We start from the raw sequence: 18,582 nt of genomic DNA, 5'->3' as shown, positions 1-18,582 counted from the left end.
AAAATTAATTTAATTTTATCATGAAGAAAAAATCTTTTTAAATGTGAGAATTTACAAAAATTTAAAAGGAGTTTTCTAATAATGTGGTGTAAAAAATGTAACAGAGAAACACAAGAAGAGATTTGTGAAATATGTGGTTCTCCAACAGAAAGTGATATACCAATAAATATATATTGGTGTCCTGACTGTAATATACCTATTATTAAAGAAGAAAATGCTATTGATAAATTAAAATGTCCTCATTGTAAAGGAAAACTTAAATATTTATCAACAGATTTAAGACCTGTTTTTCCAGAAGAAAGATTATTAATAGAAATACTTTTAGATAAACCAATGGAATTTTATAAAGATAGTGTTTGGGTTTCAGATAATAGATATTATATAAATGGAGAAGTTATAATGATAAATTCAAAATTATATAAAAAATATTCTTCTGATTATATATTAAAAAAATTAGAAGAGTATAAAAATCAGAATACATATGAATATTTTGATAAACATATAGAAAAATTTACTGAAGCTAATAAAGAAAGATTAAATTATCTATATGATGAAGCTTGTGAATTTATAAAAAATACAAGAAAAAATTTTCCTTTAGAAAATATCATCTTATCTTTTTCAGGTGGAAAAGATTCTACTGTAACAGCTGATTTAGTTGTTAGAGCATTATCAGAGCCTAGTCTTGTACATATTTTCGGAGATACAACTTTAGAATTTCCTATGACTCAAGAATATGTAAAAAGATTTAGAGAAAAAAATATGATGAGTATTTTTAAAGTGTGTAAAAATAGAGAGCAAGACTTTTTTAAAGTTTGTGAAGACATTGGTCCTCCTGCAAGAATGTTAAGATGGTGTTGTTCTATGTTTAAAACAGGACCTATAACAAGAGTTTTAAATAATTTATATAAAGATAAAGATGTTTTAACTTTTTATGGAATAAGAAAATGTGAATCAGTAAGTAGAAGTAAATATAACAGAGTAGAAAATAAAGCTGGCTCTGTAAAAATTAATAAACAAACAGTAGCTTCTCCAATATTTTATTGGAAAGATATTGATATATGGCTTTATATGCTAACAGAAAAAATAGATTTTAATGATGCCTATAGACTTGGTTATGATAGAGTTGGATGTTGGTGTTGTCCTAACAACGGAGAAAGAGCAGTCTTTTTATCTAATATCTATATGCCTGAAAAAAGTAAAAAATGGAGAGATTTTCTAATTAGATTTGCAAAACAAATTGGAAAAGCTGACCCTGAAGTTTATGTAGATACAGGAAAATGGAAAGCTCGTCAAGGTGGAAACGGAATAAAAGCAGCCAATGATGTAAAAATAAAATTTGCAAATTGTACTACAGAAGAAAATGCAAAAGTTTATCAACTTAATAAAGAGATTCCAGATTGGTTCTATACTCTATTTATACCTTTTGGTAAATTAGCTCCTGAATTAGGAAGAAAACTTTTAAAGGAAATGATAATAGTAGATGTAAAAACAAATATTCCTATAATTTCAATTCAACCTTTTTCACAAGATGGGTTTGAATATTCTGTAAAAATAAAAACAATGAATGTAAAAAATCATGAAGATTTACAAAGACAAATAAGCTATCAAATAAAAAAATTTAATGCTTGTAGAAAATGTTTAAAGTGTGAATCTTTATGTAAGCACGGAGCTATTTCAATAATAGGAGATGAATATTTTATAAATAATGAAAAATGTAAAAGATGTAAAATGTGTATTTCTCCTAAATATCTTACAGGTGGATGTTTAATGGAAAGATATTTAAAAACAAGAACAGAATAAGGAGTATAACAAATGAAATTTAGAGGACATGAAACTTTTTTTATAAGAAAAGGTTGGCTCACTAAAGGTTTAAAAAATATTGTAAAAAATCCTAGTGTTTTTATGGGAGTAGATGGAAATCCTATGGACATTCTAGGAATAGGTTCTAATATGGTGAAATCTCTTAGATATTGGTTAGTGGCTACAGAACTTTCTCAAGAAATAATAAAACAAAAAAAAACTCATTCATTAACTGATTTAGGTGAAGTTATTTGGAAAAATGACCCATATTTACAAGAAGATGGTTCTCTCTATATTATTCATTATAAATTAGCAAGTAACAAAGATTTAGCAACAACTTGGTACTATTTTTTTAATGAGTTTACTAGTAGTGAATTTACTAAAGAAGATTTGTTTGAAAGTTTAAAAAATTATACAATTCAAAATGGTTTAACTATTTCAGATAGAATTTTAGAAGATGATTGTAATTGTCTTTTAAATACATATTTATCTAAAAATAAAATTTCATCAGAAAAAAATCACCCAGAAAATAATATAATCTCTCCTTTTAGAGATTTAGATATTATACAAATGACTGATGAAAAAGAAAAGATATTTAGAAAAAATTATCTAAACTCTGAAAAAATTCACCCATTAATAATATTAGCTGTTATTACAGACCAATATAAAAATAAAAAAGAGATAAAGATTTCTTCTCTTTTAGAAGATGTAAATAGTATAGGTAAAATATTTAATTTAGATATTTTATCTTTATTAAAATTATTATCAAAATTAGAAAAACTAGGTTATATAAAAGTTATTAGAACAGCTGGACTAGATGTTATAAAAATTGAAAAAGAAATAAACTTTATTGATTGTTTAAATAAATATTATGAAACAATCAAAGAAAGAGAGTAAATAATGGAAAAATTATCTAAAAATATAGAATTAATGGAAGAGTTTCAATCTTCTATTAATTTATCTTATGATTTATCTAATAAAAATAAAATAAAGGAGTTTATTCCAACAACTTCATACATAAAAGTTATAGAAGATTTATTTAAAGGTGCTTTAGGCTTTTCCCCTCAAAGAGCAAGAATTTTAGTTGGTCCTTATGGAAAAGGAAAATCTCATATGATTCTTGTTTTTTTATCCATTCTTTTTAATAAAGATAAAAAACTTTTTAATAATTTATTAAAAAGAATAAAAGAATATAACAAAGACTTTTTTTATCAACTTTCTAATTATATAGATAGCAATAAAAAAATTTTGCCTATAATTGTCTATAACAATGGAAATTCTTTGACACAAGCCTTTCTTATTGCTTTAGAAGAAACTTTAAAAAAAGAAGAATTTACAGATATTATGCCTGAAACTAATTTTTTATCAGCAGTAAAAACTATAGAAAATTGGAAAATAAATTATAGGGAAACTTATGAAAAATTTATTTCTTATATAGATGAACCTATAAATGATTTTATTCTTTCTTTAAAAAATTATGATTTAGAAAAATATATAAAATTTGAAAAAATATTTCCTAAACTTACTTCAGGAGCTCATTTTAATCCTTTATTAGGTTTTAATATAGTAGATATATATGAAAAAGTTACTACTAAATTAAAAAGTAAAGGTTATCAAGGAATATATTTAGTCTATGATGAATTTAGTAAATATTTAGAAAATAATTTAAATATCTCTTCTGACAAAGATATTAAACTTTTACAAGATTTTGCTGAAAAATGTGATAGAAATAAAAGTATGAATATGCTTCTAATCTGCCATAAGGATATAAACAACTATATAGATAACAGTATTTCTAAAAAGAAAGTAGATGAATGGAAAGGAATATCAGGAAGATTTTTACATATGAATTTAAGTAATAATTTTTCAGAATCCTTTGAAATTATCTCTTCTGTAATAAGAAAAGAGCCTAAGTTTTGGAAAAAATTTCTAATTGATAACAGCAAAAAATTTGAAAGTTTAAATAAATTAGTAGATAATTATAACCTTTTAGAAACTGATGATTTAAAGAAAAAATTAGTAGAGGGATGTTATCCATTACACCCTTTAACAGCTTTTATTTTACCAAGACTTTCTGAAAAGGTTGCTCAAAATGAAAGAACATTATTTACTTTTCTTTCATCTAGTCAAAAACATAGTTTGAAAAAATTTGTAAATAATAATCAAAATACCTTTAATCTAGTAACACCAGATTATATTTATGATTATTTTGAGTCAATTATAAAAAATGAATCCTATGAAAGTTTAATGTATAAAAATTATAAACTTTTAAAAACTTCTCTTTCTAAAGTAGAAAAAGATTCAATAGAAAGTAAAATTTTAAAAACACTATTTTTAATTTATTCTATTGATGAAGTAAATAAAGTATCTCCTACTTTACAAACCATAGCTGATATATACGGAGATGTTACAGAAATAAATTCTATATTAGAAAACTTAGAGAAAAAACAATGTATTATTTATTTAAAAAGAAGTAATAATTTTATTAAATTTAAAGAAAGCAGTGGAAAAAATATCCAAAATGAAATAGATAGAGCTATAACAAAAATAAAAACTTCTTACAATTATTTAGATATTTTAAATGATATTGCTAGTGAAAATTATTTATATCCAAATAAATATAATGATACAAAGGAAATCATAAGATATTTTGATTTTAGATTTATAAATGAAAAACAATTATTTGATAATGAGTATTTAGAAAAGCAACTAATACAAACTCAAGCTGACGGAATTGTTTTCGGAATAATTGTAGAAGATAAAGAAAAATTAGATGAAGTAAAAGAGTTTTTAACTAAGGATAAACCTATAAATAAACAACTTGTATTTATCCTTTCAAAGAACAAAGAAAATATACAAGATATTCTTTATGAGTATAAAGCAGTTTTAGAATTAAAAGCCTCTGTAAAAGAGGATAGTGTTTTAGAAGAAGAATATAATATTATAATTGAGGACTTAGAAGATATTATTCTAAGTCTTATTGGTATATATATTAATCCTGAATCAAAAAAATCTCTTTATTTCTATAATAATAGAGAGGAAAAAATTTCTAGAAAAAGTCAACTTTCAAATTTACTTTCTAATATCTGTGATGAAATTTTTTATTTAACTCCTATAATAAACAATGAAGTTATCAATAAGAATTTTATCTCTAATACTACAATTAGAAGTAGAAATAAAATAATAGATAAACTTTTAGAAGAAAATTTAGAGTATAACTTAGGCTTTAGAGGAAATAGCCAAGAAATATTTATTACTAGAAGTTTACTTATAAATGAAAACATCTTAATAAATGAAGATAATTTATCTTTTATAAATTTAAAGAAAGTAACTAATAAAGAATTAATAAATATATTTGAAAAAATAGAAAATTCTTTAAAGGTATCATCAGTTGAAGAGCCATTAAATATAGAAAAACTTTATGATTTTTTAATAAAACCTAAATATCACATAGGTTTGAAAAAAGGAGTTATCCCTCTATATTTAGCTGTTGTCCTACATTTCTATAAAAAGAATTTAGTTATTCAAAAAGATGGAGCTGACTTAAAATTAACTTCTGACTTATTGACTGATATAAATGATAATCCTAAAGGATATTATTTATATTTAGAGGATTGGAATCCAACAAAAGAAAGATATTTAAAAGAATTAGAAGAAATTTTTTCTAAAAATATTACAATTGAAGAAAAAACATATAATAATTATTTATATATTATTCGTGGAATAAAAAGATGGTTTATAGGATTACCTAAATATTCTAAAGAGATTAAAAATAGATATGTAGGTTTAAATAAAGGAAAAATAAAAGTTCCTCAAAAATATGTTAAATTTGCTGAAAGCTTAAAAAAAGATATTCCTAATTCTAGAGATTATCTTTTTAATGATATATTTAATATTTATGAATATCAAGATTTTAATCTAAACATTATTGAGGATATAAAAAATACAAAAGATTTTTATGAATCTGTACTTTCAAAACTAACTAATATTTTAATAAAAGATTTAAAAATTATTTTCTCTAATGAATATATAGAGGAAGCTAGCCTAACTTCTGTTTTAAAAGATTGGTATGAAGATTTAAGTGAAAATGCTAAAACTTATATTTATTCTAAAGGAGAAAATAGATTATTAGATTTAATAAAAAATTCTTCAAATGATGAAAACGAGTTTTTACATAAATTAGGAAAAATTTTAACTTCTCTTAGATTAGAAGATTGGAGTGAAAAGACTATAGAGTTATTCTTAAATAATATAAAAGAGATAAAAAATTCTATTGAGAAATTTAATTCCTCTATTGAAACAAAACTAGAAAAAGATAATTTATATAAGTTTATCTTTGTTGATGAAAATGGAAAAGAAAATGTTAAAACTTTTGAAAAAATAGATTATAGCCCAAGAGCTAAATTATTATTAAATGAAATAGAAAACTCTATTGAGGAAATGGGATATTCTATAAGTGAGCAAGAAAAACTACAAGTTCTAATTGAAATTTTAAAGAAATTTTATTGAGGTGTTTAAGATGAAATCTATTTATTATTTTGATAATGGAGCTACTACCTTTCCAAAACCAGAAGAAGTATATAATTTTACCAATGATTTTTATAGAACTTGTGGGGTTAATGTAGGAAGAGGTCAATATAAATTAGCTTCAAAAGCAAGTTTTCTAGTAGATGAAACAAGAAATTTATTATTAGACTTTTTTAATTGTCAAAATAAAAAAGTTATATTTACATCTAGTGCTACTGAAGGAATAAATTTAATATTACAAGGTTTAAATTGGGAAAAGATAAAAACTGTTTATCTTTCTCCCTTTGAACATAATTCAATTACTAGAACTATACATTTTTTAAAAAATAAATATTCTATTGATATAGAAATTTTAAAAGTTAATGATAAAAAATTAGAATATGATATTGAAGAAATTAAAAATCAATTTAAAGCAAAATCTCCTGACTTAGTTATAATAAGTCAAGTAAGTAATGTTTGTGGATTTATCTCTCCTGTTCATGAGATATTTTCAATAAGTAAAAAATATGGTGCAATAAATATTGTAGATACTTGTCAAAGTGCTGGATTAGTCCATTTAGATTTAAGTAGTGATATATATGATTGTGGAATTTTTGCAGGACATAAAACTTTTTATGGTCCTTTAGGAGTAGGTGGGATTATTGTTAAAGAAGATTTGAAATTTGCTCCTTTAATGTATGGAGGAACAGGTATTGAATCAGCTAATCAAGATTTACCTAAAGGTATTCCTGAAAGATATGAAGTAGGAAGTAAAAATATACTTTCTATTGTTGGACTAAACTCAGCATTAAAATGGATAAAAAATATTTCTATAGAGAAAATAAAAGAAAAAGAAGAAGAAAATTATAAAAAATTAATAGAAATTTTAAAAAGTTATTCTAATATAAAATTAGTAGGTTTCAAAGATTTTTCAAATAATATTGCTGTTGTTTCATGTATTTTTGATAACTATACAAGTGATGAAATTGGACAAGTTCTTAGTAACTTTAATATAGGTGTTAGAGTAGGACTTCATTGTTCTCCAATAGCTCATAAATTTTTAGGAACTTTTCCACAAGGAACAGTAAGATTTAGTATAGGATATTTTAATGATGATGAAGATTTTGAAGAACTTATAAAAGTATTAGACTATATTAAAGAGAATTCATAGGGTGATTTTATGGGGTTACGAGATATAGAGATAAAGAAAGAATATAGAACTTCTTATGATGATATAGTAAAAGATTTTTATATCCCTCTTCTAAAGGAAAGTATTTACTATAAAAGAGCTGTAGGTTTTTTCTCTTCTACTTCTCTCTCTGAAATTGTAGAGGGAATTGAAGAATTAGTAAAAAATAATGGAAAAATCCAAATAGTAGCTTCTCCTAAACTTCAAGAAGAAGATATTGAAGCTATAGAAAAAGGTTATAGATTAAGAGATGAAATTATTGAAAGTGTTTTATTAAAAGAATTAAAAGAGCCTGATAATGAATTTGAAAAGGATAGATTAAATTTACTTGCCTCTTTAATTGCCGAAAATGTTTTAGATATTAAAATTGCAATTATAGAAAATTCTAATAATATTGGAATTTATCATGAAAAATTAGGAATATTAGAAGATATTTTTCAAGATAAAGTTGTTTTTACAGGGTCTTTAAATGAAACTTCTACAGCCTTTAATATGAATTATGAAACTATAGATGTCTTTACTTCTTGGGAAGATGAAGAGAGAGTTTTAAGAAAAATTCAAGCCTTTGATAATATTTGGAATAACAATGAGAAAAAAATAAAAGTTATAGATTTCCCTAAAGTAAAGGAAGAAATAATAAAAAAATATAGATATAAAAAAGAGGATATTGAATTAAAAAAAGATGAGGAAAACACAGATATTGAAGTAAATGAAAAGATAAAATTAATTGAAAATACTCCTACAATTCCTGATGATGTAAAACTTTATGATTATCAATTAGAAGCTATTAAAAATTGGGAAGAAAATGATTTCAGAGGTATTTTTGACATGGCTACAGGCTCTGGAAAAACTTTAACAGGATTAGGAGCTCTTTGTAAATTAAGTAAAAAACTAGATAATAATCTTTTCGTTGTGATTGTTTGTCCTTATCAACATTTAGTAGAACAATGGGTAGAAGATATAGAAAGATTTAATATTAAACCTATAATTGGATATAGTGCTTCAAGACAAAAAAGATGGAAAGAAAGATTAAATAATTCCATTATTATGAAAAATTTAAAAATAAAAGATAAGGAGTTTTATTGTTTTATTTGTACTAATGCTACTTTTTCGTCAAAATATGTCCAAGATGAATTAAAAAAAATAAAAGAAAATATATTAATATTAGTAGATGAAGCTCATAACTTTGGAACTTATAGACTTAGCAAATTATTAGATGAAAAATATAAATTTAGATTAGCTTTATCAGCAACTTTAGAGAGAGTTGGAGATGAAGAAGGAACTAAAAAATTATATAATTTTTTTGAAAAAAAATGTATAGAATATCCTTTAGAAAAAGCTATAAAAGATGGAAAATTGACACCATATAAATACTATCCTATACTTGTTAATCTTTCTTTTGAAGAAAGAGAAGAATATTTAAAACTAACACAAGAATTATTAAAAAATATAATTATAGACTTAGATGGTAAGAAAAAATTAACAGAATATGGAAAAATGATATCTATAAAAAGAGCTAGACTAGTGGCTGGAGCAAAAAGTAAACTAGAAATTTTAAAAAGAGAAATATATAAATATAAAAATGATAATTTCTTACTTATTTATTGTGGAGCAACAAATATATTAGAAGAAAATAAAGATAGCACTTGTACTTCTGAAAAAGATATTAGACAAATAGATGCTGTTATAAAAATATTAGGAAATGAACTTAATATGAAAGTTTCTCCTTTTACTTCTAATGAAAATATAGAAGAAAGAGAATTAATAAAAAATGAATTTAAAAGTGGAGATTCTTTACAAGCTTTAGTAGCAATAAAATGTTTAGATGAAGGAGTTAATATTCCTAATATCAAAACTGCCTTTATTTTAGCAAGTACAACTAATCCAAAAGAACACATTCAAAGAAGAGGAAGAGTTTTGAGATTAGCTAAAAATAAGGAATATGCTGAAATATATGATTTTATAACATTACCTAGAGAATTAGAAAAAGTTCCTTATACAAGCCCTTTTGATATTGAAAAAGAAAAATCATTAGTAAAAAAAGAGATAAAAAGAATGAAAGAATTTGGAAGATTAGCACTAAATCCTATAAATACTGATTTAATAATTTTTAATATAAAAACAGCCTATAATATATCTGATGATAATAGGGGAGATGATTATGATGAATTTGAATATTGATGAAGAAATTTTAGAAATAATAGAAAGAAAAATTTTAAAATTAGAAAAAGATAATTTAAAATTAAAAAGATATACAAAAGCTGAAATGATAAAAAAAATAAAGGAAATTATAGAGGGGGAGATAAATGTTAATCAAATATATAAAAATTAAGAATTTTAGACAATTTAAAAATTTAGAAATGAATTTTTCTATTGATTGTCAAAAAAATGTATCTATAATTTCTGGAAATAATGGTAGCGGAAAAACAACTCTTGCACAAGCTTTTACTTGGTGTCTTTATACAGAAACTATTTATAATACTTTATTATTAAATGCAGATATAGAGAAATCTCTCGCTTTAGGGGAAAGTGCTGAAGTTAGTGTAGAAATAATTTTAGAACATGATAATACAGAATATACGATAATTAGAAAACAAACTTATACTAGAAAACAAAAAGATAAAGTTACTACTTCTAATCAAGATATAAGTACAAAAATGTTTAAGAAATCAATAGATGGAAAGACTGAAACTATAAGAGAAAGTGGTATTGATATAGAAATAGATAAAATTTTACCAAAAGATTTATCTAAATACTTCTTTTTTGCAGGTGAGAGAATAGCTGCAATGAGTGAAAGTGTAAAAAAAGGAGGAAAAAACTCAGAACTTTCTAAGGCAGTAAAAAGTCTCTTAGGACTAGCTCCTTTTTTAGAAGCAAAAGAACATTTAAATCCTAATTCAAAGCAATCTGTTATAGGAGAATATAAAAATCTTTATAAAATAGATGGAAATGAAATTATATTAAGATTAAATGATGAAATAGAAAAATATGAAAAACTTTTTACTAAAGCAAGTATTCGTATAGAAGAAATAGAGGAAGAATTAGAAAAATCAGAAGAAATGAAAGAAAAAATAAGAAAAGAATTGCTACAATATGAAGATTCTCAACATTATGAAAAAGAAAGAATAAATTGTGAAAAAGAAATAATATCTAATATTTCTTCTAGAATAAATTTAGAAAAAGATATATTATCCTTTTTAAATGAAGATACTCTTTCTTTTATAAGCCAATACTATATTAAAAAAGCAATTTCTAATTTAGAAAAATATGATTTTACAGAAAAAGATATTCCTGATTTACATAGTAAAACTATTGATTACATTCTAAAAAATAAAAAATGTCTTTGTGGACATGAAATTATTGAGGGGTCAGAAGAATACAAAACATTAATTAATTTAAGAGATAAATTACCACCTCATTCTATTGGAATTAGTGTGGCTAACTTTTTAAATACTTCTAAAAATAAATTAAATAATAAAGATATTTATCAAAAGGTCAAAGAAAAATATGGTCAAATAAAAGAGATAGAAAATAAAATTCTTAATTTAAATGATACTTTATCAGATATAGATAAAAAATTATCTGGTGGAGATGTTTTATTAAAGATAAAACAATTAAATGCAGAATTAAACAATATAAAATACACAAGAAAAAGTTTAAATACCGAAAAAGATGAACAAAATATAAAAAAAGGTGAATATGATATTATCTTAAAAGATAGAAAAAATAAAAGAGAAAAAAAATTACTAGAAAATAAAGAAAATATAAAAATCTCTATTTATAAAAAATATGCAGAAGCAATATATGAAGATATTTGCAAATCACTAGATGAAAGAGAACAAGAATTAAGAGAAAGATTAGAAGAAGAAGTTGATAAAATTTTTAATACAATATATGTTGGACAATTAAATATTACAATAGATGAAAAATACAATATTTCTACAACAATTAATAAAGAAATTTCTGATGGACAAAGTACTTCTGTAATTTTATCATTTATTGCTGGTATTATAAAGCTATCTAAAGAAGCAAAATTAGATACTGAAAACGATTTTTATGGAGAGCCTTATCCTTTAGTAATGGATGCTCCTCTTTCAAATTTTGATAAAAATGTAATTAAAAATATTTGTAATGTACTACCTAATATTGCAGAACAAGTTATTATTTTCATAAAAGATACTGATGGAGATTTAGCTAAAGAACATTTAAATAATAGAATAGGAGTACAAAAGCAATTAAGAAAAATAGATGAATTTAATACAGAATTAATATAGAGGTAATATTATGGAAAAAGATATTTTTTTAAGTCAGTATGTATTTACAGGAACTCATGCTGAAAAAGTAATAGAATTAACAAAAGTATATAATAGTGAAAAAAATTTAAAATTATTTGATAGGGTCTTAGATGTATATCTATTAGCTCCTATTGTAGGATTTATCTATAAAAGAAAAAGTGAAAAAGAAAAGGGAAATTTAGAAAAAAGTATATTTTCTGAAACTTTAAGTGGAGAAATTGAAAAAATAAAATATAATTATAGACTTATAATGCTTCTAGATAATAAATATGAACCTGATTTTAATAAAAGAGCTGATAAAGCTTTCAGATATATAGGGAGTGAGAAATCTAAAGAAGATTTTGCTTTATATAACTCTTATGTCAGAGGTGGAGTAGATGTTCTTTATGAAAAATTAGTTGAAAATACTAAAACCCCTGATGATTATGTAAATAAAATTTATGAATTTTTTGAAGAATTTCAAGAAGTATATAATAAAAATATTAATAAAAATGACTTTAAAACTTTATTTGGTAATAATTAATAATATTAGGGGGAAAAATTGAAAACTAGGTCATTAAAAGAATTGTTTATAGAAGACGATACTGGAAAAATAATACTTCCCAATTTCCAAAGGGATTTTGTGTGGGAAGAGAAACAACAAAAAGAATTATTAGCAACTTTTTTAGTTGAACTACCAATAAGTAATATACTACTTTTAAGAGGAACACCTGATGATTTTAACTACAGAAAACTATGTTATAGAAATGAAAGTAAAAATGCAAAAGAAGATTGTTTCTACTTATTGGATGGACAACAAAGAATGAGTACTTTAAAATCTATTTTTTATAATTTTTTTAAAGAAGATTGGGAAACTCAATTTACAAATTTATATGGAAAATTAAGAAATTTATGGTTCTTAAGAATGAAAAGTCCAGATGAAGAATGTCAAGATATTTTTGGATATAAAAACCTGTGCTTCAAAAATGGTAACTTAAGAAGTTATACTCCTCAAGAAGTTTTAGACCATATAATTTCTTATGGAATAAAAAAAACAAAAAAAGATTTATGGTATCATCCTGAATATAAATTTTATTCCAAAGAAAGTACTACTCCTCTTCAAGGTTCAGCTAGAGTAAGAGAGTATGTTAAAAAATGTGCAGAAGATTTTTTAGTTCCTTTAAATGGATTAAATGAAGATCCAAATAAACTTTTTCAAAATAAAGTTTTGACAAGTATTGCTTCTGATAGAATGGAAGAAATTCTTTGTGAAATTGATGACGAAAAAGATAGTCGTTTAAAATTAGAAAAAATAAAGTATTACTTTACAAGAGAAGAGTTAGGAATCTTCGTAGAATCTATAGAACAATTTGAAGAAGAAAGAGAAAGTTTAAAATCAGATATTTGTGCTGAATGGAAAACTAAAATTTTAAATTTTTTAGATATATTATTAAAGCAAGAGATAAGTTTAATAGAAATCGAAAAAAATGAAATTAGTAGGGGAATAGCGATTTTTGAAACTATTAATAAAGGAGGAACTCCTTTAGACAATTTTGACTTAATTGCAGCTAAATCAGCAAAAGAATCTTCTGAAAAAGCTTTAGCTCAAAGAATTATAGAATATTTAGAAAAAGATATTTCATTACCAAATTCATTAACTCAAGAAATACATTTTTCTAATATAAATAATTGGAATGTCCTTAATCTAAATATTATAGGAAATTCTGAAGAAATTAACAAAAGAATAAAAAATCAATATCTTAATCTTTTATCAATTTTTTTTCATATAGAAGATAATTTTGAAAATTTAAAATTAGACTATATAAAAAGAGAAAAAATATTTGAAATAACATCTAAAGGAATAAATAATTTGACAGAAAAAGTTATAAAAAGTATGGTAAGGGCCTTAGCTTTTATCAATATAAGATTAGGAATAACAGATTTTGGAGATTTTTCTTTTGAGCTTCTTATTTTACCTATGGCATATTTACTTTCTAAAGATGAAATTTGGAATGATAGTAGAGCATTGAATAAGATAGAATATTGGTATTGGGTTTCAATTTTTACAGGAAGATATAGAGAAAAGCAAAATATAAGAGCTGTAGAAGACTTTAAAACTTTATGTAAATGGATTATAAATAATGATAGAACAGATAAAAAAGTTCAAGAACTTTTAGAAGAAAAATTAGAAAAAGTTCTTTTTGTAGAAGAATTTTCAGACTTTAAAACTTTAATTGATAATTCAAAAACTCCAATATCTGTAGTTAAAGGACTTTTGAATTATGTATTTAGTAGAAATCCTTATGATTTATTACCTAATGAAGAAAAAAGAATGTATAAATATATTTTAGAAGATAAATATTTTAATTTTGAAGACCATCATTTAATACCAGCTAGTAGTGATAAAAAATTAGGAGAATTAAGTTCTAAGATAAGAAATGATAAAACACATATATTAAATAGTGTTCTTAATAGAGCTAAAATTCCTAAAGAAGCAAATCGTTGTATTTCAAATTTAAAATTAAATGAATATATTCAACAAGTAAAAGAAATTTGTAGAATAAGTTATTATATTTCAGCTGACTTAACTAAAAAAGATAATGAAGATAATGAAACGTATTATATGAGATTAATAGAAGAAAGATATAATAAAATTAAAGAAGAATTATTAAGAGAATTATATTTTTTAAAAGGTTAATTTAGAAAGAACTTACAAATTATCACTCCTTTATAACTCAATAAATAAAAAGCTTTCTTTAGAATACCTTTATGAAATTTATTTTAAAAATTTTTAAATTTCTTATTAAAAATAAAATATCTAAAAACTCAAGAAAATTTCTTGAGTTTTTTATTTTTTATTGAAATATCAATAAAAATCAATTAAATTCTTTTAATTATTTAAAAAAAAATTCAAATATGATATAATACTAAAAATAATAGTATTTTTGTTCTAAAAAATGTTAATAAATAGATTTTATGGAAAAAATATGATATAATAATTGATGTAATATAAAAATTTCTGAATTTGAAGGAGAAAAATTATGATTAAATACATTTTTTTAATTTTACTTGCTTATTTTTCAGGTTCTATAGCCAGTGGAGTTTGGATAGGAAAAACTTTTAAAGGTATAGATATAAGAACAGTTGGAAGTAAAAATTCAGGGGCAACAAATGCTTATAGAAATCTAGGAGCAGTTTATGGAATAATGACTTTGGTAATAGATGCTTTAAAAGGATATTTACCACTTGTTATTGCTCAAAGAATGGGTGTATCTGATAAATTTATAGTTGTTATAGGTTTAGTAGCAATTTTAGGACATACTTTTTCTTGTTTCTTAAACTTTAAAGGAGGAAAGGGAGTAGCTACAAGTTTAGGAGTATTTTTATTTTTAGCTCCAAAACCTGTAGGAATAGCTGTTTTAGGATTTTTAATTGTTGTATTTTCTACAAGATATGTTTCATTATCTTCTATAATAGCAGCAGTTATACTACCAATAATGGTATTGATTCTACCAGCAAAAGAGGGAGTAGATAAACTAACACTTTCTATACTAAGTATTTTTATAGGAGCGTTTGTTATTTATAAACATAAAACAAATATTTCTAGATTATTAAATGGAACAGAGTCAAAAATAGTATTTAAAAAATAAGAAGGGGGAGATAACTTTTCAGTTATCGCATTGCTTATGGAAAAAATAGTAGTTGTTGGAGCAGGAAGTTGGGGTAATGCACTGGCATTGACACTGGCTAAAAAAAAATCTTATGAAGTTTATATGTGGGAATATAGTAAAGAAAGGGCAGAAGAATTAGAAAGAAATAGAGAAAACGAACTTTTGCCAGGTATAAAATTTCCAGATAATTTGCATGTAACAAATGAAAAAAAAGATTTATTTAAAGATGCAAAAATTGTAGTATTCTCAATACCATCTCAAGTGTTAAGAGGAGTTGTAGCACAATTTTCAGACCAAATGAGAAGTGACTTACTTATAGTAAATACAGGAAAAGGTCTTGAAATATCTACAGGAATGAGATTATCAGAAGTTATAAAAGATGAAATTTTAGGAAAATATCATAATAATATAGTTGTATTATCTGGGCCTACTCATGCTGAAGAAGTGGCTCTTAATCTACCAACTACAATAGTAGCTGCTGGTAAATATGAAAATGCCAAAAAAATTCAAGAAATTTTTAATACAAGTACTTTTAGAGTATATGTAAATGAAGATATGCTTGGAGTTGAATTAGGTGGAGCTGTTAAAAACTGTCTTGCTCTAGGGGCTGGTATAGCTGATGGAATGGGATTTGGAGATAATACAAAAGCTGCTCTTATAACAAGAGGAATAAAAGAGATGATAAGATTTGGAGAAAGATGTGGAGCTAATCCTGAAACTTTCAATGGTCTTGCTGGAATTGGAGATTTAATAGTTACTTGTGCTAGTAAACATAGTAGAAATAGATATGTAGGAGAAAAATTAGGAAAAGGAGAAAAATTATCTGATATCCTAAAAGGAATGAAGATGGTTGCTGAAGGAGTACCAACAGTTAAAGCTGTTTACGAAAAAGCAAAAGAGTTAAATGTCTCAATGCCTATAACAGAAGCTATTTATAAAGTAATATACGAAGATAAAAAAGCTACTGAAATGGTTGAAGAGTTAATGACTCGTGAATTAAAAGAAGAGTTTTAATTAGAGGTGATACTAATGGAAGAAAAGGATTTAGTGGCTATTTATCTAAATGATATAAAAAAATATAAGATTTTGTCTAAAGAAGAAGAAGAAAAATTACTTGTAAAAATAAAAGAAGGAGATTTAGAAGCTAAAAATCAATTGATAGTTTCTAACTTACGTCTTGTGGTTAGTATTGCCAAAAACTATATGAATAAAAAAATGTCTTTTATAGATTTAATCAGTGAGGGAAATTTTGGTCTTATTCATGCTGTAGAAAAATTTGATATGAATAAAGGTTATCGTTTCTCAACTTATGCTGTGTGGTGGATAAAACAGTCTATTACAAAAGCTCTTATAAATAAAGGTAGAGAAATCAGAATACCATCATACAAATATGATATTTACAACAAGATAAATAAATTTATATTGGAAGAAGTTTCAAAAACAGGCGAATATCCTACAAATGAAGAAATAGCTGAAAAATTAGATTTAAAATTAAAAGTAGTAGAAGAAGCCAATATTGACTTTCAAGAAATAATGTCACTAAATGAAGAGATAGGAGATAACATCTATTTAGAAGATACTTTAGCTATCCAAGATGATATAGATATAGAAAAAGAATTTATAAATAAAATGGGTAGAGAAAAAGTAAAAAAAATGGTAAATGAATTAAATGCTAGAGAAAGGGAAATTCTAAAAAGAAGATATGGTCTTGATGGATATGATATACATACTCTTGAAGAAATAGGTGAAACTTTTAGTATTACTAGGGAAAGAGTAAGACAATTAGAAAAGAAAACTTTAGCAAAACTTAGAAAAAAATATAAAAAAGATATGTATCAAAATCTTTTTATTTAATAAATTAGGAGGAACAATGTTTGTAAAGATAGATAGACTTCAATTCTTAAAAAAATTAAGAATCGTTGAAAAGGCTATATCTGAAAATAAAGTAAAACCAATAATAGGTTGTGTATTTATAAAGGCTCAAGATAATAAAATGACTTTCTATGGAACAAATTTAGAAATTACTATGATTTCTAGTGTAGAAGCCAATGTTATGGAAGAGGGGACTGTTGCTTTTCATCCTGAATTAATAGAAGAATATATAAAAGAGTTATCAGATACAGAACTTTCTTTAAAAGTTCAAAATGGTAATCTTATTATAGAAACTGAAGATTCAGCAACAGAATTTTCTATTATGAATGCTGATGAGTATCCAAAATTAGATTATTCATATGATGAAGCTGAAAAATGGTTCACTATCCAAGGAACTGAACTTTTAGAAACTTTTGAAAAAGTGAAATTTTCAGCAGCTACTGGAAGTGAAAACCTTGCTATAAACTGTATTAGATTAGAAGTAAGTGATAAAGTTGCTAGATTTGTTACAACTGATACTTATCGTATGACATATTTAGAAAAGCCAATAGATAATCAATGTGAATTGGAAATAAGTATTCCTCTTAACTCTGTTGAAGCTATAACTAAACTTTTAAAAGTAGAAAGTTTAGAAGATATAAAAGTTATGTATAAGAAAAATTATGTGTACTTTATAAGTGGAGAGACAGAGATTATCTCAAGAATAATCGAACTTTCTTATCCTAACTACAAAGGAATATTACAAGGAGCTACATATAATAAAAAATTTATAATAAAAAATAATGAGTTTTCTAAAATTTTAAAAAGAGTTCAAATATTTGTAAAAAATAATACAGATGCTAAAAATGGAGCTTTATTAGAATTTAAAAAAGAAAGACTACTTATAAATGGTACAAGTAACATAGCAAAAGTTGTAGAAGATTTTCCTATTGAATATGAAGGAGATAATTTAAAAATATCTTTAAATGTTAAATTCTTATTAGAATTTATGCAAAACTTAGACAACGAGAAAAATATAATAGTAGAATTAAAAGAAGCTAATAGCTCTGTAAAAATTATAGAAGAGGGAAAAGAAGATTACATCTATATAGTAATGCCTCTTGCTTTAAAAAATTAATTTTATTTAATAGAAAAAGCTACAATAAAATTGTAGCTTTTTTATTACAAAAAATTTTAGAAAATTTAAAGCAAAAATAGAAATTTTATCGTCTTATAGTTAGAATTTATAAAATTAACTTCCAATAAAAACAAGGATAGAAACTAGAATCTT

General features: G+C 23.8%; 13 protein-coding genes. All 13 read left to right on the top strand.

The window, feature by feature from the left end:
• Positions 1 to 81: 81 nt before the first annotated feature.
• The 13 genes from HF862_RS00430 to dnaN all read left to right on the top strand — a co-directional run bounded on the left by HF862_RS00430 (position 82) and on the right by dnaN (position 18,429).
• Positions 82 to 1,800 carry a phosphoadenosine phosphosulfate reductase family protein gene (locus tag HF862_RS00430; protein WP_170185954.1) on the top strand — a complete coding sequence of 573 codons (1,719 nt, stop codon included), beginning with the start codon at positions 82 to 84 and terminating at the stop codon, positions 1,798 to 1,800.
• Positions 1,801 to 1,812: 12 nt separating this feature from the next.
• Positions 1,813 to 2,697: a DUF4007 family protein gene (locus HF862_RS00425; RefSeq protein WP_170185953.1), complete on the top strand. Its 885-nt coding sequence runs from the start codon at positions 1,813 to 1,815 to the stop codon at positions 2,695 to 2,697.
• 3 nt (positions 2,698 to 2,700) lie between these two features.
• On the top strand, positions 2,701 to 6,309 hold the full coding sequence (locus tag HF862_RS00420) for a hypothetical protein (protein ID WP_170185952.1): 3,609 nt from the start codon (positions 2,701 to 2,703) through the stop codon (positions 6,307 to 6,309).
• A gap of 10 nt (positions 6,310 to 6,319) precedes the next feature.
• Complete coding sequence (locus HF862_RS00415; RefSeq protein ID WP_170185951.1) at positions 6,320 to 7,477, top strand: aminotransferase class V-fold PLP-dependent enzyme; 1,158 nt, start codon at positions 6,320 to 6,322, stop codon at positions 7,475 to 7,477.
• Between the two features lie 9 nt (positions 7,478 to 7,486).
• A complete protein-coding gene (locus HF862_RS00410; protein WP_170185950.1) occupies positions 7,487 to 9,676 on the top strand; it encodes a DEAD/DEAH box helicase family protein in 2,190 nt (729 codons plus the stop codon).
• Positions 9,657 to 9,827, top strand: coding sequence for a hypothetical protein (locus tag HF862_RS00405; RefSeq protein ID WP_170185949.1), 171 nt, complete (start codon positions 9,657 to 9,659; stop codon positions 9,825 to 9,827). The genes HF862_RS00410 and HF862_RS00405 overlap by 20 nt, the downstream gene beginning before the upstream one ends.
• A complete protein-coding gene (locus tag HF862_RS00400; RefSeq protein WP_170185948.1) occupies positions 9,802 to 11,769 on the top strand; it encodes an AAA family ATPase in 1,968 nt (655 codons plus the stop codon). Before HF862_RS00405 ends, HF862_RS00400 begins: the two co-directional genes overlap by 26 nt.
• Positions 11,770 to 11,779: 10 nt before the next feature.
• Positions 11,780 to 12,313, top strand: coding sequence for a hypothetical protein (locus HF862_RS00395; RefSeq protein WP_170185947.1), 534 nt, complete (start codon positions 11,780 to 11,782; stop codon positions 12,311 to 12,313).
• 18 nt (positions 12,314 to 12,331) lie between these two features.
• Positions 12,332 to 14,467: a DUF262 domain-containing protein gene (locus HF862_RS00390; protein ID WP_170185946.1), complete on the top strand. Its 2,136-nt coding sequence runs from the start codon at positions 12,332 to 12,334 to the stop codon at positions 14,465 to 14,467.
• A 346-nt stretch (positions 14,468 to 14,813) separates the two neighbouring features.
• Positions 14,814 to 15,419 (top strand): glycerol-3-phosphate 1-O-acyltransferase PlsY, encoded by a 606-nt coding sequence (gene plsY, locus HF862_RS00385; RefSeq protein ID WP_170186217.1) that lies wholly within the window; start codon positions 14,814 to 14,816, stop codon positions 15,417 to 15,419.
• A gap of 36 nt (positions 15,420 to 15,455) precedes the next feature.
• Entirely contained in the window at positions 15,456 to 16,454 is a 999-nt protein-coding gene (locus HF862_RS00380) for an NAD(P)H-dependent glycerol-3-phosphate dehydrogenase (protein ID WP_170185945.1), read from the top strand.
• Between the two features lie 15 nt (positions 16,455 to 16,469).
• Positions 16,470 to 17,294 (top strand): RNA polymerase sigma factor RpoD/SigA, encoded by an 825-nt coding sequence (locus HF862_RS00375; protein WP_170185944.1) that lies wholly within the window; start codon positions 16,470 to 16,472, stop codon positions 17,292 to 17,294.
• Positions 17,295 to 17,310: 16 nt separating this feature from the next.
• Positions 17,311 to 18,429, top strand: coding sequence for a DNA polymerase III subunit beta (dnaN, locus tag HF862_RS00370; RefSeq protein WP_170185943.1), 1,119 nt, complete (start codon positions 17,311 to 17,313; stop codon positions 18,427 to 18,429).
• Positions 18,430 to 18,582 lie beyond the last annotated feature (153 nt).

This window comes from Fusobacterium sp. FSA-380-WT-3A (assembly GCF_012843705.1).
Taxonomy (GTDB): domain Bacteria; phylum Fusobacteriota; class Fusobacteriia; order Fusobacteriales; family Fusobacteriaceae; genus Fusobacterium_B.
The sequence above is the reverse complement of the archived record's forward strand: the minus strand, read 5'-3'. Positions and strand labels throughout refer to the sequence as shown.